General features: G+C 73.6%; 7 protein-coding genes and 1 pseudogene. 5 read left to right on the top strand and 3 right to left on the bottom strand.

Going from position 1 to position 23,547, the window contains the following annotated elements:
- The first annotated feature begins 198 nt into the window (after positions 1-198).
- Positions 199-561, top strand: a complete 363-nt coding sequence (locus tag FB563_RS45015; RefSeq protein ID WP_142219163.1) for a hypothetical protein — start codon at positions 199-201, stop codon at positions 559-561.
- Positions 562-804: 243 nt separating this feature from the next.
- On the opposite strand, the gene FB563_RS35485 is transcribed toward FB563_RS45015, so the two are convergent.
- From FB563_RS35485 to FB563_RS35475, 3 genes and pseudogenes are all read right to left on the bottom strand, one after another.
- Positions 805-1,422: a hypothetical protein gene (locus FB563_RS35485; RefSeq protein ID WP_055704744.1), complete on the bottom strand. Its 618-nt coding sequence runs from the start codon at positions 1,420-1,422 to the stop codon at positions 805-807.
- A gap of 4 nt (positions 1,423-1,426) precedes the next feature.
- Complete coding sequence (locus FB563_RS35480) at positions 1,427-1,711, bottom strand: hypothetical protein (RefSeq protein WP_055704743.1); 285 nt, start codon at positions 1,709-1,711, stop codon at positions 1,427-1,429.
- Positions 1,712-1,743: 32 nt separating this feature from the next.
- A pseudogene (locus FB563_RS35475) lies at positions 1,744-3,165 on the bottom strand (HelD family protein); the annotation flags it as partial.
- Positions 3,166-3,911: 746 nt separating this feature from the next.
- Here FB563_RS35475 and FB563_RS35465 point away from each other — a divergent pair.
- From FB563_RS35465 to FB563_RS35440, 4 genes are all read left to right on the top strand, one after another.
- Entirely contained in the window at positions 3,912-5,639 is a 1,728-nt protein-coding gene (locus FB563_RS35465) for a fatty acyl-AMP ligase (RefSeq protein WP_055704742.1), read from the top strand.
- Positions 5,640-5,820: 181 nt separating this feature from the next.
- On the top strand, positions 5,821-19,578 hold the full coding sequence (locus FB563_RS35460; protein ID WP_055704741.1) for a type I polyketide synthase: 13,758 nt from the start codon (positions 5,821-5,823) through the stop codon (positions 19,576-19,578).
- An 89-nt stretch (positions 19,579-19,667) separates the two neighbouring features.
- Positions 19,668-22,358: a thioester reductase domain-containing protein gene (locus tag FB563_RS35445; RefSeq protein ID WP_055704740.1), complete on the top strand. Its 2,691-nt coding sequence runs from the start codon at positions 19,668-19,670 to the stop codon at positions 22,356-22,358.
- Entirely contained in the window at positions 22,355-23,494 is a 1,140-nt protein-coding gene (locus tag FB563_RS35440) for an alpha/beta hydrolase (protein WP_055704739.1), read from the top strand. The genes FB563_RS35445 and FB563_RS35440 overlap by 4 nt, the downstream gene beginning before the upstream one ends.
- Positions 23,495-23,547: the final 53 nt, after the last annotated feature.

Below are 23,547 nucleotides of genomic sequence, written 5' to 3'. Positions count from 1 at the left end.
GTGACGCTGCTTCAAGGAGATCTGGGCCTTGGCGCCGCCGCCGCTGATCTCAAGGTGCCCGAGTTGATCGAGGAGCTTCTCTGCCCGGCACTTCACCGGGTGGCAGGAACGTTCCAACCTGACGGCAGTCCAAGGGCAGGATCTGACGACTGCCGGCCGCAGGGAGCTCAGTAGCAAGTGCAGGGCTGTGGATTTTCAGTGCTTGTCTCCGTCACGCAGGAGGTGCTGTCCTGCGAGGTGGGCTACTCGATGGTGGAGGTCCTGATCACGGTCATTCCATGCCAACCTGGACCCGAGGCCGACCTGCGCGGTGGTCGGCCATGTGCTGCTGATCCGCTGTCGGGTGGACGGGCAGGAGCGCTGGCGCTTGCCCCGTGCGCGGTCCTGCCTGACCGGCAGCGCCACGGCACCGGTGTCACCGCGATCAACGCTGTCCTGGACACTGCCTGCGCTCGGGGCGAGAACCTGATGAACCATGATGTGGCCGGCGTGCTGCGAGGGTCTTCATCGAACGCCCGAAGCACACAGCGGGAGCTGGTGGACGCTCAAGCGCCTACCTGACCTCCGCCGGGTGCCGACACGCGGCTCGGACCGTCGGCTTGCAGAAGGTGGTCGGGCAGTACTGACGGCAGATGCGGCCACCAAGTGGGATGTGCTCGCAGCAGGTGGCGCAGGGCGCCTGTGGCGGAGCCCCCCGGCCGGCCTCTCACCAGCTTGTACAGTCCCTCCCGCCTCCGGGCCTGGCCGGCTGACACCGTGGGTGCCGCCTGGCGAGAGCTCTTGCCGTACGTGGGTGGTGGGGCTTCAGAACGGGCGATCGGTCGTACCCAGGACGACGAGTTCGGTGCTGTCCAGCACCTCCGCGAGCGCCTGCGGCGCGCCACGCATGTGGAAGTAGTCCCACTGCGCGCGGCGGATCACCTGTTCCGGGTGGCCGAGCGCGCGCAACACGTCCCAGTGCAGGGCCTGGGCCCAGACGTAGCCCGGTTCGCCGTCAACGTCCATGTCCCGCACGTCGATCGGGGTGTTCGCGAGCGCGGAGGCCAAGCGGTGGTTGTCGACGGGCCCGGCGGCGAAGTCCAGGAACGCAGCGGGGTCAGCACCCAGGGGTGCGTCGTCGGCGCTCTCATCGTCCCGGTCCGGCCAGGAGTCATAGCGGTGGGCGCGCACTCCGCCCCGCCAGACCTCCAACTCGAGTCGGTCGCCGTCGTACTGGAAGGCGGCCAGCACCGGGGCGCCCAACTCGGCGCTGATCGGGCCGGCGAGCGCGAAGACACTGTTGTCGTCGACGGACCGGTCCGGATGGACGAGGCAGAATCCAGGCCCGGCTGGAATCGCGTAGCCGGCTGCGCGGGCCTCGCGCAGGATGTGGGCCGCCTCTTCGAGCGGTACGGGAATCAGCATCGTGCCGTACGTGGTCACGGCCTCACCTCCTGGGACGCGGTGACCCTACGCGGCGCTGAAGCTGCGCGGCAAAAGAAAGAACGCCCGCTTCGGATTCGCGCCCGTCCGCTGATCTCGCCTCGAACCCCAGCGGGGCGATTGAACGGTGCGCCGCCACGACATTGCTCACCTCGGCCTGCTCGACGGCCACGCGCGCGTGCTGCGCGGCCGTCTTCGTCTGCCTGGCCAGGTAGAGCAGCGCCGCGTGTTCGCTGCGGCGGACCTCGCCAACGACCGTGCAATGCCGCCAACTGTCGCGCAATGTCACAGGTGGCTTTGTTCACGAGTTACGGTGCTGGTTCAACCCCTGTGGTCCGCGGACGCTGAGTGACCGCTACCGGGTCCTGTAGGCAGGACGGTGATGGTGCACAGTCGCTTGGTGGCCCGGGTGAGGGCGACGTACAGGTCGCGCTCACCCCCGGGACGGGCGGCGGTGATCCCCTCCGGGTCGACCACGACGGCGGCGTCGAACTCCAGGCCGCGCGCCTGTGAGGCCGGCACCAGCCGGGCATGCTGCTCGATTCCCGCAGCCGCGAGCTGCTCCACCCGGCCATCGGCGCAGATCACACCGACCAACTCGCCCGGATAGGCCGCGCCCTGTTCTCGCACCTCCCGCAGGAGGGCGCCAACCAGGGATTCGGGGTCCGCGGCAAGGGTCCGAGGCACCTCGCCGCGCCGGATCGATCGGATCGGTGGCCGGCCCGGGGCGATCCGGGCGAGCAAGTCACCTGTGGCGGCGAGGATCTCCTGCGTGGTCCGGTAGCTGACGGTCAGGGTGCGCAGGTCGAAGCGCCGTCCGAGGTGCGGGCCGAGCGCTTCCTGCCAGTCGCGGGCCACCGTTCCCGGGCCTGCCTGGGCGAAATCCCCGACCAGTGTCATCGACCTGCCCGGGCAACGACGCATGATCATCCGCCACTGCATGGCGGTGAGCTCTTGAGCCTCGTCGACGACGACGTGCCCGAAGACCTGCTCAGGCGGGCCGTCGACCAGGCTCGCCGCCTCGTCGAGAAGCGGCACATCGGCGTCCGTCCAGGGCGCGCCGGGCGCTCGCCACAGCAGGGCCCGCTGGTCGGCGCTGAACTGCCCCGCACACGCGGCCAGCGCGTCGCCGTCCGTCAGCAGGGCGTGGACCACATCGCCGGGCGTGAGCCGCGGCCACAGGTCCTCCACGGCCTGATCGAGCAGGGCATCGTCCAGGAGGTCGGCGCGCACGGCGTCCGCGTGGAACTCGTCGGCGCCGGTGGCGGGCGCGTCGTCAAGACCGAGGCGGCGCAGGTCCGCTGCCGCAGCCCGGTCCAGATCGAGGCCGGTCAGTTGCGCGACCTCAGCGTCAATACGTTCAAGTACCTCGGCACCACTGCGGGCAAGCTCACGGACGACGGCGTCGACCAGAAGTTCCTTGAACAGCCGACGCGCCCGGTTGTGCGCGAGCCCACTGGTCTGTGCCGACTCCCGCGCTTGTGCGACATCCCTGTCCTGCAGACGAATCCACTCCTGCCCGACCCGGACGTCGAAGTCACCGCCCTGGGCCTGCCGTGAGCGGACCACAGCTGCCAGCGCGTCGGCCAGCGCGGCACTCCCTTTCAGACGCGCCACCTCGAAGTGCTCCCCAGCGCCAGGTACGACGCCGGCCAGTTCCTCGCACGTCGCCAGGACGACGTCGTTCTCCCCGAGCGAGGGCAGGACCTGGCTGATGTAGTCGAGGAACCGCGGGCCTGCAACTCGGCGCACGGGCACGTCCGCTCCACCCGCGACACCGGCGAACGCGGCGTGGGCAAGACCGACTACCGGTACAGCCACGACCCCTCCAACCTTGCCCACATCTCCACCGACCGGCTCCTGGACGCCCTCACCTGGATCCTCGGCGGCATGGTCGGGGGACAGTCCCGTGCCGGTTGGTCCCGTCGGCCGCGACCATGGACGCTCGGACTCGGCCAAGACGTCAAGTGCCAGTCAGCCGATCGTGTCTGCCCACGTGATTGGCGCGCCCATCGGAAACGGCTTGTGTCGAACCACCGTCGTCAGCCGAGCCGGGAGACCGGCGACCCGGTCTGTCAGCAGGTTCTTCGTCTGGTGGTGGTACAGCCCTTGTATGCCCCTGGCCAGTACTGCGAGAAGTGTCCCGGGGCCCAGCCATCGGCGAGTGGGCGGCTCCGACTGTCGGGCGGGCGCCGGGGCGTGGACGGGTGAGTCGGCCCGGCGGAACCGGCGGACAGCCAACTCCTTTTGGACACGCAGCGTTTACATGCGTTCGACCCGTCGACCGGCGCGACTTGTTATGGTGTTACTCATTGGTAGCAAGCTGAGTGGGGGGCACGGGGAGACCTGTGGCCATCTCGCCGCCGGGCGAGTGGCGAGACGGATGACCTGGCAAGGGGGCCGGGTCAACGGCTTCTGCGCGTGGGCATCACGCGGCCATCGAACTCCAGTTCCCTCACCCGCTGACCCGGACAGGTGGGACTCGACACATGGCCCGTTCCCTGGTCGAATTACTGACCGTACACGCCCAGCAACAGCCCGACCGTACCGCCTACCGGTACCTCCTCACGGGCGACTGCGACGGGGACACCCAGGAGATCTCCTACGGACAGCTGGCCCACCGCTCCCGGGCCGTCGCCGCCTGGCTTCAGGACCGCGGCCTGGCCGGCTCGCGCGCCCTGCTGCTCCATCCGCCCGGCCTGGAGTTCGTCTCCGCCTTTCTGGGCTGCCTCGCCGCAGGCGTGGTCGCCGTGCCGGGCGTACCCCCGCAGGGCCGGTCGCAGAACCACCGCGCTCTCATCCGGATGAAGCGTCTGCTGGCCGACTCCGACGCCAAGGTGATCCTCGGCGGCCGCGAAGTCATCCGCGCCGTGCGCACATGGACCGAGCACCTGCCCGAACTGGACACGGTCCCCAGCGTCGCCACGGAGGACATTCCCGACGACGCGGCCGACTCCTGGCACGCCCCCGACCTCACCGCCGACTCGGTGGCCTTCCTCCAGTACACCTCCGGCTCCACCTCCGCCCCGCGCGGTGTGGTGGTCACCCACGGCAACCTGCTGGACAACGAGCGGATCATCACCGAGCGGATGGGGCACACCCCGGACGCCCTCGCGGAACACGACCGGGAACTGATCCTCAGCTGGCTCCCCGTCTACCACGACATGGGCCTCATGGGCCCGGTGCTGAACACGCTGTACCTGGGCGCCACGGCCACGCTCTTCTCGCCGCTGCACTTCCTGCAGAGCCCCGATCGCTGGCTGACCGCGATCAGCCGTTACCGGCCGCACACCAGCGGCGGCCCCAACTTCGCCTACGAGCTGTGCCTGAAGCACGCCACCGCCGACCTGGTCGACAGCCTCGACCTGAGCGCGTGGAAGGTCGCCTTCAACGGCGCCGAACCGGTGCGCGCGGCCACGCTGCGACGGTTCACCGAGACCTTCCGCGCGGCCGGCTTCCGCCAACAGGCGTTCTACCCCTGCTACGGCCTGGCCGAGGCCACCTTGATGGTCACCGGCGGTGCGGTGGACGCCCCGCCCACCCTGCTGGAGGCCGCCGAGACCGGCCCGCACGCCGGCGAGGCGGACGCGGCCGCCGTGGGCTGCGGCCGGCCCGGGACCGGGATCACCGTGGTGATCGCCGACCCTGAGCGGCAGGAGGAACTGCCCCAGGGCGAGGTCGGCGAGATATGGGTCGCCGGCGCGAGCGTGGCCAAGGGCTACTGGCGCAACGCCCTGGCCACCCGCGAGACCTTCCGCGCCACCCTGACCGGCCGCGAGGGCCGCTTTCTGCGCACGGGCGACCTCGGCTTCCTGCGGGACGGCGAACTGTTCGTCACCGGCCGCCTGAAGGACCTCGTCGTGATCGACGGGCGCAACCACTACCCGCAGGACCTGGAGCTGTCCGCGGAGTTGTCCCACCCGGCACTGCGGCCCGGCTGCACCGCGGCGTTCTCCGTGGACGCCGGCGGTGCGGAGGGCGAACAGGTCGTCGTGGTGGCCGAGGTGGCGCCCGAGGCGGCCGGCGAGGCCGAGAAGATCACCGACCTGGTGCGCAGCGCGATCGGCGAGGCCCATGGCCTGTCGGTGCGGGACGTGCTGCTGGTCCACCCCGGCACCATCCCGAAGACCTCCAGCGGGAAGATCCAGCGCCGCGCCTCCCGGGCGGCCTACCTCGACGGCACCCTCGTCCTGGTCGACGTGCCCGTCACGGGATGACCCCACCGCGGCCGGCGCCGCGCGCCCGCGCCGGCCGCACCTCCGCCCTCCGCGGCCGTTCACCCGTCGACCTCACCCGTCGACTTCAGCCGTCCGTCACCCCGATGTCAGCCGTACGCCGCTGCCGCACGCGGTCGTGCGGAATCCGCCCGCACCACCGTTGCTGAGGACACCTGCCCAGATGCCTGCGAACGAGCCCCGGAAGCAGTCCACCATCACGCCCCTCACCACCGCCGAGGACGTACGGGCCTGGCTGGGGTCGGCCGTCGCCGAGGCCGCCGGACTCGACCCGCTGGCCGTCGACCCGAACCGACCGATCGCGGAATTCGGGCTGGGATCACGCCGGTTGGTGACGCTGGCCGCCGAACTCTCTGCACGGTCCGGCCGACCATTGGAGCCGTCGCTCGTCTTCGACCACCCCACGATCGCCGCGCTGGCCGACGCGGTCCTCGGCGAGCCGCCCGCCCCGGCGGCCGGACCGGCCTGTGCCGAGGCTCCGCCGCGGGCGGCGGACGACGACATCGCCATCGTCTCCATGGCCTGCCACTTCCCCGGCGGCGCCGACGACCCCGAAGGGCTGTGGCGGCTGCTCGCCGTCGGCGAGGACGCCATCTCAGAGGCACCGGCGGACCGTTGGGACACCCGGAGGCTCTACGATCCCGATCCCGAGGCCACCGGCAAGGCGTACACGCTGCGCGGCGGCTTCCTCGACGGCATCGACCGTTTCGACGCCGCCTTCTTCGGGATCTCGCCCCGCGAGGCCGACGCCATGGACCCGCAGCAGCGGCTGCTGCTGCAGACCAGCTGGGAGGCGATCGAGCGGGCCGGGATCGTCCCCGAGACCCTGCACGGCAGCTCCACGGGCGTCTACATCGGCCTGTACGACAGCGGATACCTCGCCTCCGCCTCGCTGGCCCAGCTCGACGGGCACGTCGGCACGGGCTCGGCGACCAGCGTGGCCTCCGGGCGCATCGCCTACACCCTCGGTCTGCAGGGCCCGGCGGTCACCGTCGACACCGCCTGCTCCTCCTCACTCGTCGCCCTGCACCTGGCGGCCCGCGCGCTGGCGGCAGGGGAGTGCGACCTCGCCCTGGCGGGCGGCGCGAGCCTGCTGGTGACCCCGCGGGCACATGTGGAGTTCAGCAGGCTGCGCGGGCTGTCGCCGTCCGGGCGGTGCAGCCCCTTCTCGGTCGACGCGGACGGCGTGGTGTGGGCCGAGGGCTGCGGTGTGGTGCTGCTCAAGCGGCTGGCCGATGCCCGCCGCGACGGCGACCGGGTGCTCGCCGTGGTCAAGGGCTCGGCCGTCAACCAGGACGGCCGCAGCCAGGGGCTGAGCGCCCCCAACGGCCCGGCGCAGGAACGGGTGCTGCGCGCCGCCCTCGACGCCGCCGGACTCGCACCGGACGACGTGGACCACGTCGAGGCGCACGGCACCGGCACCCGGCTCGGCGACCCCATCGAGGGCCGCGCACTGGCCGCCGTCTTCGGACCGGGCCGCCCCGCCGACCGGCCTCTCGGTCTCGGCTCGCTGAAGTCCAACATCGGTCACACCCAGGCCGCCGCGGGCATCGGCGGCGTGATCAAGACGGTGCTCGCGCTCGGGCACGAGCTCATGCCGCCGTCCCTGCACGCCGAGACCCTCACGGAGCACATCGACTGGGCGCACAGCGGCCTGGCCGTGCACGGCAGCGCCCGGGCGTGGCCGCGCGGCGGCGACCGCGTGCGGCGGGCCGGGGTCAGCGCGTTCGGCATCAGCGGCACCAACGCGCACGTCGTGCTGGAGGAGGCACCGCAGGACGTCCTGGAGGAGGCACCGCAGGACGCCGTCGCACCGGCCGGGGCGGAGGCGGAGCTGCCCGGCCCGACCCTCTTCCCGCTCTCCGCCCGCACGCTCCCCGCGCTCCAGGGCCAGGCCGCTCGCCTTCACGCACACCTCGTTGCCCGGCCGGAGTTGCCCCTGCCCGCAGTGGCCGCGACGCTGGCCCACCACCGCACCCACTTCGAGCACCGTGCCGTCGTCCAGGCGGCCGGCCGGGACGAACTGCTGACCGCGCTGCGGGCCCTCGCGGAGGGCCGGCCCGATCCCGGGCCGACCGCCGGCCCCCGGCGGACGCTGCCCGCGGGCAAGGTGGCCTTCGTCTTCCCCGGCCAGGGCGCCCAGTGGGCCGGCATGGCACGTGACCTGCTCGAACGCGATCCCGTGTTCGCCGACGAACTCGACCGCTGCGACGCCGCCCTGCGACCGTTCACCGTCTGGTCCGCGGCGGCGGTTCTGCGCGGCGAGGCGGGAGCCCCGTCCCTGGACCGCGTGGACGTCGTCCAGCCGGTGCTCTTCGCGGTGATGGTCTCCCTGGCCGCGGTGTGGCGGGCCCGTGGCGTCCGGCCGGACGCCGTGATCGGGCACAGCCAGGGCGAAGTGGCCGCGGCCTGCGTCGCCGGCGCGCTCAGCCTCAACGACGCGGCCGCGGTGGTCGCCCTGCGCAGCCGGGCCCTGACCGGGCTGTCCGGCACCGGCGCCATGGCCGTCGTCGCCCTGCCGCACGCCGAGGTCGTCACCCGCCTCGAGGGTCTCGGCGGCCGGGTCTCGGTCGCCGCCGTGAACAGTGGCCGGGCGACCGTGATCGCCGGTGACGTGGAGCCGCTGGAGGGGCTGCTCGCCGACCTCGACCGGGAACAGGTCTTCGTCCGTCGCCTCGACGTCGACTACGCCTCGCACAGCGCCCGCGTCGAGCCGGTCCGCGCGACGATCCTCGACGAGCTCGACGGCGTGACCACGTACCCCACGTCGGTCGTCTGGTACTCCACCGTGACCGGTGAGCCGGTCACCGAGGAGCTGGAGGCCGACTACTGGTACACCAACCTGCGCGAACCCGTCCGCTTCGCGCCCGCGGTGGAGCGCATGGCGGCCGACGGCTACCGCCACTTCGTCGAACTCGGCCCGCATCCGTCCCTGCTCACCGCCCTGCACACGATCGGCGAGGAATCCGGCCACGAGCTGGTCGCCGTCGGCTCCCTCCGCCGCGACGAGGACGGACCCGCCTGCCTGGACCGCGCCGCCGCCGAACTGCACGTCCACGGACGGCGGTTGGACTGGCCGCGCCTGGTCGCCGACACCGTCCGGGCGGACCTGCCGACCTACGCCTGGGACACCCGGCGCCACTGGATCGAACCGGAGTCCGCCTCGATCGGCCCCGGCCTGTTCGACCGTGCCGCGCATCCGTTGCTCGGCGTCCAGTTGCAGTCGGCCGACGAGACCCGCTGGACCTTCCGCAACGAGTGGTCCCCGGCCATCGCCGACTGGCTGTCCGACCACACCGTGTTCGGCCGGACCGTGGTCTCCGGCACGACCCTGCTGGAGCTGTGCCGGGCCGCCCTCGCCGTGGCCCGCCCGGACGACCCGGCCGACGTGACCGACCTGCTGTTGCTCGCACCCCTCGTGCTGCCCGCGTCCGGCACGGTGGAGGTGTCCGTCGAGGTGGTCACCGCCGGCCCGGCGCCGGAGATCACCGTGCACAGCCGCCCGCGCGGCCAGGAGGCCACCGGCTGGACCCTGCACGCCACCGCCTCGGCGGCCGGGGCGACCGAGGTGGCGGGGCGGCCGCCGGTGTGGCCTCAGGCGGCGGACCCCGCCTGGGGCCCGGACACCTACGAGCGGCTGACCGGGCTCGGCCTCGGCTACGGCCCGGCCTTCCAGGGCGTACGAGAGGCGGTGGTGACCGGCGCCGGCGAGCTGCTCGCCCGGCTGACGCTGCCGTCCGTGGCCCACGACCTGGCCGACCCCTACCCGGTCCACCCGGCGCTGCTGGACGCCGCGCTGCACGTGGCCGCGGCCCTCGAAGGGGGCGCCGCCTCCGACGGCCGGGTGCTCCTTCCGGTCGCCGTGGGCCGCGCCGCGCTGTCGCCGGGCGGCGACGACCTCACCGTGTCCGTGCGCCGCACCGGCGCCGCCGGCACGGATCCCACGCTGGACGTGACGCTGTGGGACGCCGACGGCTTCCCCGTGGGCCGACTGGAGGGGGTACGGCTGCGGGCCGCGAGCCCGGCGGATCTCGCCGGCGGTTCGGGCAACGGGCGGCACCTGTACGAGGTGGCCTGGACGGCCGCACCCGAACCGCCCGCCGAGAAACCGACCGGTGCCTGGACCGTCGTCGGCGACCCGTCCGACCCCGACGTCGCCGCGGCCCTGCGCGGCCTCGAAGCCGCTGGGATCCAGTGCCGTGACACGGGTGGCGAGGTGCTCGTGCGGTTCTGGCCACAACCGGCCGAGGACGCCGAACCGGCCGCCACCGCACGGGAGACGGCGGAGGCCGCGCTGGCCGAACTGCAGACACTCGCCGCACAGGCGGAGCCACCCGCCCGGACCATCTGGGTGACCCGTGGCGCGGTCGCGGCCGAGGACCGGGACACCGTGCCGGGCCTTGCCCTGTCCACGCTGTGGGGTCTGGCCCGCAGCGCCCGTGCCGAGCATCCGGACCTCGGGCTGACACTGCTCGACCTCGACGACACCGATCCCGTGGCTGCCCTGCTCGCCGCCGTCGCGCACCGGGACGAGCCCGAACTCGCCGGGCGCGCGGGCACCTTGCTCGTGCCCCGGCTCGTGCCCGCCCGCGTCGCCGACACGCCCCCTGCACGGACACCCGTCGACGGCACCGTACTGATCACCGGAGGCCTCGGCGCCGTCGGACGCCACATCGCCCGGGTCCTCGCCGAACAGGGCGTGCCCCGCTTGCTGCTGACGTCCCGGCGCGGAGCCGACGACCCGCGCACCGCCGAGGTCACCGCGGAACTCACAGCGCTCGGCGCCGCGGTCGAGGTGGCCGCGTGCGACGTCGCCGACGCCGCTGCCCTGGCCGACATCGTCGGTGCCGTCGCCGGCGAACTCCGCGGCGTCGTGCACTGCGCCGGCGTCCTGGACGACGGGGTGGTCGCCGAGCTGACCCCCGAACGACTCGCGCGGGTGCTCAGCCCCAAGGTGGACGGCGCCGCCCACCTGCACCGGCTCACCGCGGACGCGCAGCTCGACCTGTTCCTGCTGGTCTCCTCCGCCGCCGGTGTCGTCGGCAACGCGGGCCAGGCCAACTACGCCGCCGCCAACGCTTTCCTCGACCAACTCGCCCACCACCGCCGCGCCTTCGGGCTGCCCGCGGTGTCGATCTCCTTCGGCGCCTGGGCGGGCGAGGGCCTCGCCGCCGAACACGCCGACCTGACGCGGATGGCCCGCCTCGGCCACCGCGCCCTGACTCCGGAACAGGGCCGCGACCTCGTCGAACTCGCGCTGCGCCGGGACGCCCCGCACCTGCTCGCCTGTGCGCTGGACCTGCCCCGCCTGCGCGAGACCACGGTCGGCGCGGGCGGCGGTGCGGCCGCGCTGTGGCGCTCCCTGCTGCCCACGCCCCGCACCGGGCAGGACGGCGCGGACGGCCTGGCGGACCGGCTGGCCCGGCTGCCGGAGGCCGAGCGCGCCGACCGCGTCCTGGCCCTGGTCCGCGAGGAGGCCTCCCGCGCCCTCGGTCTGCGCTCGGCGGAGTCCGTCCGCGCCGACCAGCCGCTGCGTGACCTCGGCATGGACTCGGTGACGGCGGTGGAGCTCCGTAACCGCATCGGTGCCCGCCTCGACACCCGCCTCCCGGCCACCCTGCTGTTCGACCACCCCACCCCGGCCCGCCTCGCCGAGCACCTGCTGACCACCGTGATCGCGACGAGCGGGCCCGCCGCCCGCCGTCCCGCGCCCGCCGCGCCCCACACCCGCACCGCGGCGCACGACGAGCCGGTCGCCCTGGTGGCCATGGCCTGCCGCCTGCCGGGCGGCGTCGGCGACCCGGAGGAGCTGTGGCGGCTGGTCGCCGAGGGCCGTGACGCGGTCGGCCCGTTCCCGGCCGGCCGCTGGGACGTCGAGTCGCTGTACGACCCCGACCCGGAGGCGCCGGGCAAGTCGTACGCCCGGGAGGGCGGCTTCCTGGACGACATCGAGTCCTTCGACGCGGGCTTCTTCGGCATCACCCCGAAGGAGGCCGCCGCCATGGACCCGCAGCAGCGGCTGCTGCTGGAGACCGCCTGGGAGGCGCTGGAGCGCGCCGGGCTCGTGCCCGCCGGACTGGCGGGCAGCACCACAGGCGTGTACGTCGGCATGTTCGGCAGCGACTACCTGTCGGGCTCCCGGCTCGACCAGCTGGACGGGTACGTCGGCACCGGGTCGGCGCTCAGCGTGGCCTCGGGCCGGCTGGCGTACGCGCTCGGGCTGCACGGCCCGGCGCTGACGGTGGACACGGCGTGCTCCTCGTCGCTCGTCGCGGTGCACCTGGCGGCGCAGGCACTGCGGTCGGGCGAGTGCGACCTGGCGCTGGCCGGCGGTGTGACGCTCATGGTGACCCCGCAGACCTTCGTGGAGTTCAGCCGGCTGCGGGGCCTGTCCCCGACCGGCCGCTGCCGCTCCTTCTCCGACGACGCCGACGGCGCCGTCTGGGCCGAGGGCGCCGGCATGCTCGTACTGAAGCGGCTGAGCGACGCGCGGCGGGACGGCGACGAGGTGCTTGCGGTGCTGCGCGGCACGGCCGTCAACCAGGACGGCCGCAGCCAGGGCCTGTCCGCGCCCAACGGCCCGGCGCAGGAACAGGTGATCCGGCGGGCCCTGGAGCTGTCCGGCCTCGAACCCGCCGACATCGACTGCGTGGAGGCGCACGGCACGGGCACGACGCTGGGCGACCCGATCGAGGCCAATGCCCTGGCGCAGGTCTTCGGTGCCTCCCGCCCCCGGCACCGCCCGCTGCACCTGGGCTCGCTCAAGTCCAACCTCGGGCACACGCAGGCCGCCTCGGGCATCGCCGGACTGATCAAGGTGGTGCAGTCGCTGCGCCACCAGATGCTGCCGGCCACCCTCCATGCCGACACACCCAGCCGGCACGTCGAGTGGGACGGCAGCGGCCTGCACCTGCTGCAGGAAGCCGTGCCCTGGCCGGCGGCGGGGGAGCGCGTCCGGCGGGCCGGGGTCAGCGCCTTCGGGATCAGCGGGACCAACGCCCATGTGATCGTGGAGGAGGCCCCGCCGTCCGCGCCGGAGCCCGGCCTCGCAGGTGAACCTCCGGCCGGCAAGCGGCTGTTCGTGCTGTCCGGGCGGAGCGAGGCCGCGCTGCGCGGGCAGGCCGCACGGCTGGCCCGGCACCTGACCGGGGACACCGCGCTGCCGGACGTCGCCCACACCCTGGCCCGGCACCGCAGCCACTTCCCCTGGCGGGCGGCGGTCACGGCGGGCGACATGGACGAACTGCGCGCCGCGCTCGATGCGTTGGGCAGCGGACGGGCGCAGCCGGCCACGCCCCGCGAGGAGGAGACGGGCAAGGTGGCCCTCGTCTTCTCCGGGCACGGCGGCCAATGGCCGGGCATGGGCCTGGAGTTGCTGGCCGGTTCCCAGGCGTTCCGCGAGGAGCTGACCCGGATCGACGAGGCGGTCCAGCGGCACGTCGGCTGGTCGGTGCTCAACGCGCTGCGGGCACCGGAGGAGTTCTCCCCGCTCCACCGGACCGAGTGCCTGCAACCGGTGCTGTTCGCCGTCAACGCGGCGCTGGCCGCCGCATGGCGGCAGCTCGGAGTGGCCCCGGACGCCGTGGTCGGGCACAGCCTGGGCGAGATCGCCGCCGCCTACAGCGTGGGCGCCCTCGGCCTGGACGAGGCCGTGGCCGTGGTGACGGGTCGGGCCCAGGCCGTCGTCCCGCTGGTCGGGCAGGGCGGCATGGTCGCGGTGGAACTGCCGCGGGCGCAGGTCGAGGAACTGCTCGCCCCCTACACGGACCGGCTGTTCGTCGCCGCGGTCAACAGCGCGGGCTCCACGGCCGTCTCCGGCGCCGCCGACGCACTGGCAGAGCTGCGCCGCCGGCTCGAGAAGCAGGGGATCACCGTACGACGGCTGTCGACGCCGTTCGCCTCGCACACCCCGCTGATGGAACCTCTGCGCACGGAGTTGCTCGGCCGCTTCTCCGGTATCCGGGGCGCGCAGGCGTCGACCCCGCTGTACTCGACGGTGCTGGCCGAACCCGTCTCCGGCGACCGGCTGGACGCCGACTACTGGTACGATAACCTCAGGCAGCCCGTCCGTTTCGCCGACACCGTCCGGCGGATGCTGGACGACGGCTACCGCTACTTCGTCGAACTCAGCCCGCACCCCTCGCTGCTGTCCGCCATCGAGGCGGTGGCGGCCGAGGCCGGGATCGACGTGGCCGGCGTCGGCTCGCTGCGCCGTCAGCAGGACGGACCCGACGCCCTGCTCCGCGGAGTCGGCGAGTTGTACGTCGCGGGGCACACCCCCGACTGGCAGGCGCTGTTCCCCCATGGCCGTCGCGTCGATCTGCCGACGTACGCCTTCGCCCGCGAACGCCACTGGCTCACGCCCGCCCCGGCCGCCGCCACGGGCTCCTCACCGGTCCTCGGCACGCACGTCCAGTCCAGCGACGAGCCCGACCGGCACCTCTTCCAGAGCGACATCGACCTGCGGGACAGCCGCTTCGCCTATCTGAACGACCACCGGGTGGACGGCGAGGTCTGGCTGCCCGCCGCCGCCTTCCTCGACATGGTGCTGGAGGCCGCCTCCGCGGTGCAGGACGGGCGCCAAGTCCACCTGAGCGACATCGAGTTCGCGCAGCCGTTGCGGATGGATCCCGAACGGCCCGTACGGGTGCAGCTGGTGCTGCGGCCCGCCCGGGACGGCTTCCGGTCCTTCACAGTCGCCTCCGCTGCCGCCGGTGAGCGGCGCCCGCGGTGGGAGCGTCATGTCAGCGGACGCGTCGCGGTGTCCGGCGAGCAGCCCCCGGCCGACGTGCGACCCGACGACGTGCGGTTCGACGACGTGCGGTTCGACGAGGTGCCGCTCGCCACCATGCGTGAGCGGTGCACGCAGGACGTGGACCTGCCGGCGGTGTACACCGGGCTGACCGCCCTCGGCATCGACTACGGCCCCGCCTTCCGGGGCCTGGAACAGGGCCGCCGCGGGAACTCGACGGGACTGGGCCGACTGGCCGCCAGGGCCGCCGCAGGTCACCTGCTGCACCCCGCGGTCCTCGACGCCGCGTTCCACACCGCCGCCTTGCCCGGGGACGCGCCCGAGGGCCGGGCGTTCGTGCCCGCCGGGGCGGGACGGCTGCGGTTCACCGGCCTGCGCACCACGCCCGCCTGGGCCGGCTGCGAACTGCGCTCCGTGTCCGGCGACATGGCCACCCTGGACCTCAGGATCTGGGACGAGGACGGGCAACTCGTCCTGGAGATGGAGGGGTTCCGGCTGGCCGCGCTCTCGCCGCTGGACGGCGCCCTCCTCGAAACCCGCTGGCACCCGCGCCCGGTGGCGCAGGAACCGCCGGTGAAGGGCAGCTGGCTGATCCTGGCCGACGACACGGGGGTGGCGGACGCGCTCGGCGAGCGGCTCGGCACCTCGGTGCCGCACGTGGTCGCCCGCAGGGGCAGCACCTTCGCCGTCGAGGGACCGGGACGCTACGTCCTCGATCCGGCCGACCCCGACCACCTTTCCCGGCTGCTGGAGGAGGCCTTCGCGGGCGGACAGCCCGAGCAGGTGGTCCAGCTCACCGCCCTCGACGCCCCGGCCATCGGCGACGCAGGATCGGCCGAGCAGGCGGCGCGGCTGTGCTGCCTGAGCACCCTGCACCTGGTGCGCGCCCTCGCGTCCCGTCCGCAGGGCCGGGCTCCGCGCCTGTTCGTGGTCGTACGCGGCAGCCAGGCCGCCGGTGACAGCACCTCGGTGACCAACCCGCAGCAGGCGCTCGCCTGGGGCTTCGGGCTCACGGTGGCGCAGGAGTACCCGGAGCTGTCGACCACGCTGATCGACCTGCCGCCCACCGACGGCGTCGACGCCCTGTGGACCCAGCTCAGGCACGCCGACGACGAACGGCTCGTCGCGCTGCGCGACACCGGCCGCCTGGTGCCGCGCCTGGCCCACACCCGCCCGGACGACGGCGGTCACGGTGAGACCTCCGTGGACGGTGTGCACCTGATCACCGGCGGTCTGGGCGGCCTCGGCCACGTCGTCGCCGAGCGGCTGGTCCGCCGCGGGGCCCGCCGACTGGCCCTCATGAGCCGGGGCACGCCCGACGCGGAGGCCAGGAACTGGATCACGGGTCTCGAAGCACGGGGAGTCACCGTCCACCTGGCCCGCGCCGACGTTGCCGACCGGGGGAGTCTCACGGCCGCCCTGGACGCCGTACGGCACGCCTGCGGCCCGATCGCCACGGTCGTGCACGCGGCCGGTGTGCTCGACGACGCCACGGTGGCGAACCTGACCGACGACCGCGTCCTGCGCGTCCTCGCCCCGAAGGTCCTGGGCACCGCTCTCCTCACCGAGCTGATCCCGGAGGCCCGGAACCTGGTCCTGTTCGCCTCCGCGGCCGGGCTTCTCGGGTCGGCCGGGCAGAGCCCGTACGCGGCGGCGAACGCCTTCCTCGACGCCTGGGCACACCACCTCTCCCGCTCCGAACGCCGGGCGCTGAGCCTGGACTGGGGTGCCTGGGCCGGTGTCGGCATGGTCGCCGGGTCCGGCACCCGGGCCGCCGAGACCAGCCGCTCGGGCCTGGTCGCCTTCTCTCCGCAGGAGGGCGGCGAGCTGTTCGAGCGGGTGCTGGACACCGCCCGCCGCCAGCTCGCGCCGATCGCCCTGGACCGGGACATGCTCACGCTCGTCCCCGACGCCGTGCGCACCCGCCCGATCCTGGGCGACCTGGTCACCGTCCCGACGGGCACGGCCGCCTCGGACGACCTCGTCAAGAAGGTGTTCACGGCGACGACCGACCAGGACCGGGCCACCTGGCTGGAGGCGTACGTCCGGGCCCGGGTCGGCGAGGTCTCCGGGGGAGTGGTCGACGTGTCGGCGAGCACGGCCCTGAAGGAACTGGGCCTCGACTCCCTCATGCTGGTGCGCCTGCGCAACGCCTTCGTCCGCGAACTGGGCGTGGAGATCCCGGCAGCGGACGTGTTCGCGGCCTCCGACATCCGCGGCCTCGCCCGGGCCCTGGCCGAGGGCCTTCCGGAGCGGGGCGCCGTGGCGCAGGAGGAGTCCGGCGAACTCCCGGATGAGGTCCCGGAGACCGAACGGCGGCCCGCGACGCGCGACGTCGTACGACTGCTGCGCAGCGCCCGGCCGGACATGCCGGACGCGGCGCACGGCATCGGCCTCGCCGTACGGCTGACCGTGCCGACCACCCCGGAGACGCTCGCCGGCATCCTCACCCGACTCGTCGCGCGACACGCGGCCCTGCGCACCGCCATCGTCACCGGGGAGGACGGCGTCCGGCAGCTGCGCGTGGACCGGGAGCCGGCGGAGCAGGTGCTGCGCTGCACGGTCGTCGACGGCCCCCTCGACGCCGCCGAGCGCCTGCGCGCCCTGCTGGAGCCGCCGTTCGACCTGGCCAGGACCCCATTGTGGCGGTTCGAGCTGCTGGACGGCGGTGCGCACGGCCAGATCCTGGTGTTCGGCGCCCACCACGCGGTCAGCGACCTGCAGTCGCTGCTGCTCGTGGCCGGCGAGATCGACGCGGAACTGTCCGGCACCCCGCTCGACGCCACCGCCACCAACCGCGACGTCGTCCTGCTGATCGCGGCCCAGCAGGGCGGTGAGGGCGCGGGCGCCGAGTGGCGCGAGCGCTTCCACGGCAGCGAACGGCTCGACCTGGAGCTGGCCCGGCCGCGCCCGGCGACCCGGTCGTACCGGGCCGGCAGCGTGACCGTGACGATTCCCGACGGGCTGATGGAACGGGTTACGGCGGCCGCGAGCAGGCTGGCCGTCACTCCCGCCGCCTTCTGCCTCGGCACGCTGACGGTGCTGCTGGCAAGAAAGCGGCAACGGGAGCGGTTCGTGCTCGCCGTGCCCGTGGACACCCGCATCCACGCCGACGCGTACGACGCGGTGGGCTTCTTCGGCGTGCCGGTGCCGTTCCCGGCCGAGGCCCGCGCAGGCGAACAGGTCGCCGAGGTGCTGCACCGCACCGACGCGCGCCTGCAGCACCTCCTGGCCAAGGGCGCCATGTTCTCCGACGTCCTGGCCATCCTGGCCCGGCAGGGCCTGCACCGGGAGAACGCACCGCTCGTCGAGGTCTACTTCAACTACGTACGCTCCTCACACCGCCTCGCCCAGCTGGAGGTGCTGCCGGCCGGCACCGGCTACTCCGATCTCGACCTCATGATCACCATGACCCCGGACGCGGCACGCATCCGGCTCGACCACAACCTGGACATCCTGGACGCCGCGACCACCACCGAGCTGGGCGAGGAGTTCCTGAAGCTGCTCGCGGAGACGGCCGAGAACCCGGCGGTGCCGGCGCGCGCCGGCACCCGGGCCCCCGCCGGTACGGCGCCCGCGTCTCGCCGGTCCCTGGCCCTCGCCGCCACCTTCGCCCTCGGCAACCTCCCGCTGATGTGCGCGGCAGCCGTCGAGGACGGGGCCGGGGACGGCGCACTGTCGATCACCGAGGCGCCGTACCACCACGTGCTCGCGAGCCTCCAGGACCCCTCGGGCGTCTTCGCCGACCCCTCGACGGCGGTGGGTGCGGTGCTGCTGCGGGCGGTGGACCTGGAGCGCTTCGGCCCGGTCGACGACGCGCTGCTCGCCGAACTGCGCGCCGCCTACCCGGCCGCGCTGAAGGCCCTGTCCGAACGCACCGGCAAGCCGCTGATCGTCGGTTTCCTGCCCGCCGCCCGTCAGGAGGACCGCCTGCGGCAGTGGGAGCGCGAGGTCGCCGCCGACCTGGACCGCCTGCCCGGCATCGCCGTGCTCGGCCCCGACGACTGGACCCGGCGCCATCCCGTCGGGGAACGCTTCGACGAGCGGACCGAGCGGCTGGCCCACCTGCCCTTCACCCCGCCCTTCCAGGCGGCCGTGGCACTGCGGCTCGCCGAGGTCGTACGCGCTGCGCTGCGCCCCGCGCCCAAGGTGATCGCGGTGGACGGCGACGAGACCCTGTGGGGCGGGGTCGCCGGCGAGATCGGCCCCGAGGCCGTGGACCTGACCGGCCCGCGTGCTCTGTTCGCGCGCAGGCTGCTGCAGTGGCGCGAGGCCGGCGCGTTGCTGGCGCTCGTCAGCAACAACGACGAGGCCACGGTCCGGGCCGTCCTGGACCGCCCGGACAGCCTGCTGAAGGCGGAGCACTTCAGCGTCCTGTCGGCCGCCTGGGAACCGAAGCCGCGCCGCCTGACCGAGGCCGCACGCACACTCAACCTCGGTCTGGACAGCTTCCTGTTCCTGGACGACAACCCGGCCGAGATCGCCAAGATGCGCTCCGCGCTGCCGCAGGTGCTCTCGGTGACCTGCCCGTCCGCGGACGAACTGGAGGAGTTCCTCGGCCGGTTGTGGCCGCTGGTCCCCGCGGCGGTGACCGCCGAGGACGCGCTGCGATCCCGGTTCTACGCACACGAGCGGGAGCGGGAGGCCGTCCGCGAAGCCGCCGGGTTCGAGGAGTTCCTCGCGCAACTTCAGCTGGCGGTCGACATCCGGGCGTTGTCCGAGGCGGACGTGCAGCGGGCCGAGCAACTCGTGCGTCGCACCAACCAGTTCACCCTCCACCACCGTTCGGCCGACGGCGGCGACGTCGCCCGGTGGCGGCAGCGGGGCGAGGTGTGGACGGCGGCGGCCCGGGACCGGTTCGGCGACTACGGCCAGATCGCGCTGCTCGCGCTCTGTGCCGAAGGCGATCAACTGGATGTCCTGGGCTGGCTGATGAGCTGTCGGGCGCTCGGCCGAGGGGTCGAGGAACGCCTGTTGCAGTGGCTGGCCGACCGTGCCGAGGAACTGGGCTGCGCGAAGGTCCGGCTGACGGCGGAGCGCACGGAGCGCAACATGCCGGCACGGCGACTGGTGGCCGCGCTCGGCGGCGGTGACCAGGACGACGAGCGCCTGGAGGCCGTGGTCGCACCGGACCACCTCAGGGCGTTCCGGTCCTGGGAGCAGCAGTGAGGACGTCCGCAGCAGGTGAGGACTTCACCGGAAGCAAGGACCTGGCCGGAAAGCACGGAAAAGGACGGGCACATCGTGGAAAGGCTCTCATGCGTGACGTGACGCAGGACTCCGGGCAGCGGGCGACCGCCGAGGCGATCGAGCGCGGTGGCGGCGGGCTCGGCGTGGACGACCTGCTGGCCAGGGTGATGCAGGCCGCCCCCGGCGCGGACTCCGGTGCCGCCCCCGCCCTGCCCATCCGGAACGTGGACGACGTGGCCGCGGCCATCGCCGCCGCGGCGGGCCGCTACCTGCCCGCGGGACACCTGTCGCCCGACGCCGACTTCTTCGACGCGGGGGGCACGTCCGTGCACGCCGTGGAGCTGGTCTCCGAGCTGGAGAGCGAGCTGGGCATAGTGTTCGATCTGGACGAGGTGTTCGCCGACGCCCGTCCGATCAGCCTCGCGCGGCGCTGGATGGAGACGACCGGGACCGAAGCGTCGAGCGCGGCCGCCGCGCCGGCCGCGCACGCGGCCACCCCGGCGCCCACCGCCCAGGGCGCTCTGCCGGTTCCGGCCACCGGCACGCTGCCGCCTTCCGGCGCGGGCCCTGTTGCGGTCCCCGCCCCCGGCGCGCCGACGGGTTCCGGTGCGGGGGCTGTCGCGGACCCGTTCTCTGGCGTGTTGCCGCCGTCTGCTGGGGGAGCTGCTGTGGCCTCGGCCGCTGGCGCGCCGACGGTTTCCGATGCGGGTGCTGCTGCGGTCTCGGCCCCTGGCGGGCCGGTGCTTGCCGCTGCGGGTGCTGTCGCGGTTCAGGCCGCCGGTACGCTGCCGCCTTCCGGCGTGGGCGCTGTCGCGGCTCCGGCCCCCGGCGCACTTCCGCTCTCCGCGGCGAGCGCTCCGGCCCACGCCCCGCGCACCCCACCGGCGCTCCGCCCCCGTGTCGGCAGTGGCGACGAACGGTATGCCAGGGCCCGTCGCGAGGACCTCGACCAGATCCTCGCCGATCTGGCCCTCGCCGACCGCCTGCCGTTCGCCGACGTGCCCGAGCCGCTGCCGCCCCGCCGGATCCTGCTGACCGGCGCCACCGGCTTTCTCGGCAGCCACATGTTGCTCGATCTGCTCCGGCACAGCGACGCACATGTCTATTGCCTGGTGCGCGCGGCCGACGAGGAGGCGGCCGTCGCCCGGCTCGGCGAGGCGCTGAAGAGTTACCGGCTGCCCTGGTCGTCGGAGGTGCGGCGCCGGGTGACCGTGCTGTCCGGCGACATCCGGCGGCCGCGGCTCGGCCTGCCCGACGGACTGTGGCACACGCTGGCCCACGAACTGGACAGCGTCGTGGGCGTGGCCGCGGCCGTGGACTTCCTGCGCGGCTACCAGTCGCTGCGGGCGAGCAACGTCCTCGGCGCGCTCACCCTCGCCGAACTCGCGGCCACCGGTCGGCCCAAGCCGCTGCACCACATCTCCTCGATCGCCGTCTTCAACGAGGTCGGCATCACCTCCATGGGCGAGGACGACCCCCTCGCCCACGTCGACCGGCTCGTCTCGGGCTACGACCAGTCGAAGTGGACCGCGGAGGTCGCCCTGCGCCGTGCCCGCGACCACGGCCTGGTCGTCACGGCGCTGCGCCCCGGCGGCATCGGCGGCCACACGAAGACCGGCGCCTACAACCCGCAGGACCTCAGCAGCGGCCTGATCTCGGCCTTCGGCCGCTTCCGCACCGTCCCCGCCTTCCGCTACCTGAACGCGGCCCCGGTGGACTGGGTGAGCCGGGTCGCCGTCGCCGCGATCTGCGAGGCCGACGCCTGGGGCTACGACTACAACCTCACCGGCGTGCCCAACACCCTCGACGACGTCGTACGTGACATGGCGCTCGGAGGCATGCACGTGCGCGTCCAGGACTGGGACGAGTGGCGCACCGACGCCCTGGCCCGCCTGGCGGCCGACCCCGTGCCCGAACTGGCCTTCCTCACGCGCGTGCTGCAGAGCCCCACCGCTCTCAAGCTGTGCGAGGCGACCCTGAAGGGCCCGGCGGCCAAGGGCGCACGCACCGCCGCGCTGGTCGAGGCGCTCGGGCTGCCACCCGCGGCCCGCTACGACGCGCAGGCCCAGCTGAGGACCTTCGAGCGGCTCGCCCAGGACGGTCTCGCCAGGCTGCCGCACCCGGACGACCAGCCCTACCTGTGGTTCCCGGAGACGACGGAGGGCAGCGTGGGACCGGTCGGCGCCCCCGCCGCCAGCCCTTGCTCCATGGCGCTCACCCTCTCCATCGCGAGCATGTACCAGCTGGTGAAGGAGCGCCGGGTGGACGTGACCGGCGAGGTCGTCTGTACCGCCGTACATCCCGAGCCGCTGACCGTCGAGCGCGGCGACCTATGGATCCGCCCCGAGGAGGGGATACCGCAGCAGCACGGGCTCAGGCACCAACTTCTGCGGTACCGGCTGCGGTTGCGCGACGCCGACGGTGGCCACTGGTGGCTGGAGGGCCACAAGTACGCCCGGGCCCGCCGCGACCTGTGGCGGCAGACCCGCGCGCTGACCGTGCGGATCGGCCGCGAGGGCGAGGCGGCGAGCCTGGCGGGCGAGGTCGTCGTGCCCGCGGACTCCTACGTCCGCGACCAGATCGACGGCATCAAGGTCGACCCGCGCCTGACCAGCCAGGAGAGGCGGGCCGCCAAGCTGACCTGGCTCGCCTGGTTCGGCCTGGAGATGGGCCGTGGCCTGCTCGGCCCCTTCGCCCGCGCCGCCGCGGACCTGCTCGACCTGCGCCGCACCCCGACCCCCACGGAGCACCACCGATGATCTTCAGGACGACCACCTCCCGCACCAGTCGGCCGGCGCTGCCCCGGGTCAGGACCACCGCGGCCCTGCGCCCGCTGCACCACCGCCTCGACCCGGCCCGCGTCGAGGAGATCCCCTTCCGGGCGGACGACGGCGTCCGCCTCGGCCTGACCCGCATCCACACCGGCGCCACGGACCGCCCCGCCGTGCTGCTGCTGCACGGACACACCGCGTCCGCCGACATGTTCCTGCTGCCGGAGACCCGCAACCTGGTCGACGTCCTCCTCGACGACGGCTACGAGCCCTGGCTGCTCGACTGGCGGGGCAGCTGCCGGCTGCCGTACAACGAGACCGGCCAGAGGTACACGTACGACGACGTGGCCCTGTACGACATCCCCGCGGCCGTCAGGCACGTACGCGAGCGCACGGGCGACCGCCCGCTGTTCGTGGTCGCCCACTGCATCGGCTCGCTCACGCTGTCCCTGAGCATGGCGGCGGGCCTGGTGCCGGGCCTTGCCGGTGTGGTGTCCCAGGGTGTGTTCCTTACGCCCAAGCTCGCCGGCCGCACATCGCTGCGGATGTCGCTGGCGGGGGAGCTGCTGAAGACGCGGATCGACCACATCCCGGTCGACTTCCGCAAGGTGGGCCTGTGGTCGAAGTACACCCCGCTGTTCGCACTGGCGTCACGGAAGGCGAGCTGCCCGGACCCGACCTGCCAGATCCTGCACAACTCCGCCTGGGGCACGGGCGCCTCGCTCTTCGTGCACGAGAACCTCTCCAAGGCCACCCACGCCCGCCTCGCCGACCTCCTCGGCCCCGCGCCGCTGTGGATCCTGCCCCACCTGCGCCGCATCGAGCTGGCCCGCAGCGTGGTCCGCTGGCACGAAACCGACCACCGCTACCGTGCCCTGCCGCCCAATGCGCTGGACGCGGCCGGCCGTATCGACACCCCCGTGCTGCTGCTCGCGGGCAGCGAGAACGGCTTGTGGCTGGACTCCCAGCGACTCTGCCACGACGTACTCGCCCACCGCCAGCCCCAGTTGGACGTGTCCTACACCGAGATCCCCGGGTACGGCCACCTGGACACGTTCCTGGGCCGGGGCGCCGCCCTCGACGTCTTCGGTCACATCCTCGAATTTCTCGGCGGACGGGGGTGATGGACGGCCGGTCGGCCGACTACCGAACTCGCGCGCAGACCCACAGGTTCGCC

Origin of the sequence: Streptomyces puniciscabiei, assembly GCF_006715785.1 — a bacterium.
Classification (GTDB): Bacteria; Actinomycetota; Actinomycetes; order Streptomycetales; family Streptomycetaceae; genus Streptomyces; species Streptomyces puniciscabiei.
This window is presented reverse-complemented; position numbering and strand designations above follow the sequence as displayed.

Bases quoted from the DNA above. Each gene is read 5' to 3' on its own strand.
- FB563_RS35465 (WP_055704742.1), top strand. From the start codon at position 3,912: ATGGCCCGTTCCCTGGTCGAATTACTGACCGTACACGCCCAGCAACAG.
- FB563_RS35445 (WP_055704740.1), top strand. From the start codon at position 19,668: ATGCGTGACGTGACGCAGGACTCCGGGCAGCGGGCGACCGCCGAGGCG.
- FB563_RS35460 (WP_055704741.1), top strand. From the start codon at position 5,821: ATGCCTGCGAACGAGCCCCGGAAGCAGTCCACCATCACGCCCCTCACC.
- FB563_RS35440 (WP_055704739.1), top strand. From the start codon at position 22,355: ATGATCTTCAGGACGACCACCTCCCGCACCAGTCGGCCGGCGCTGCCC.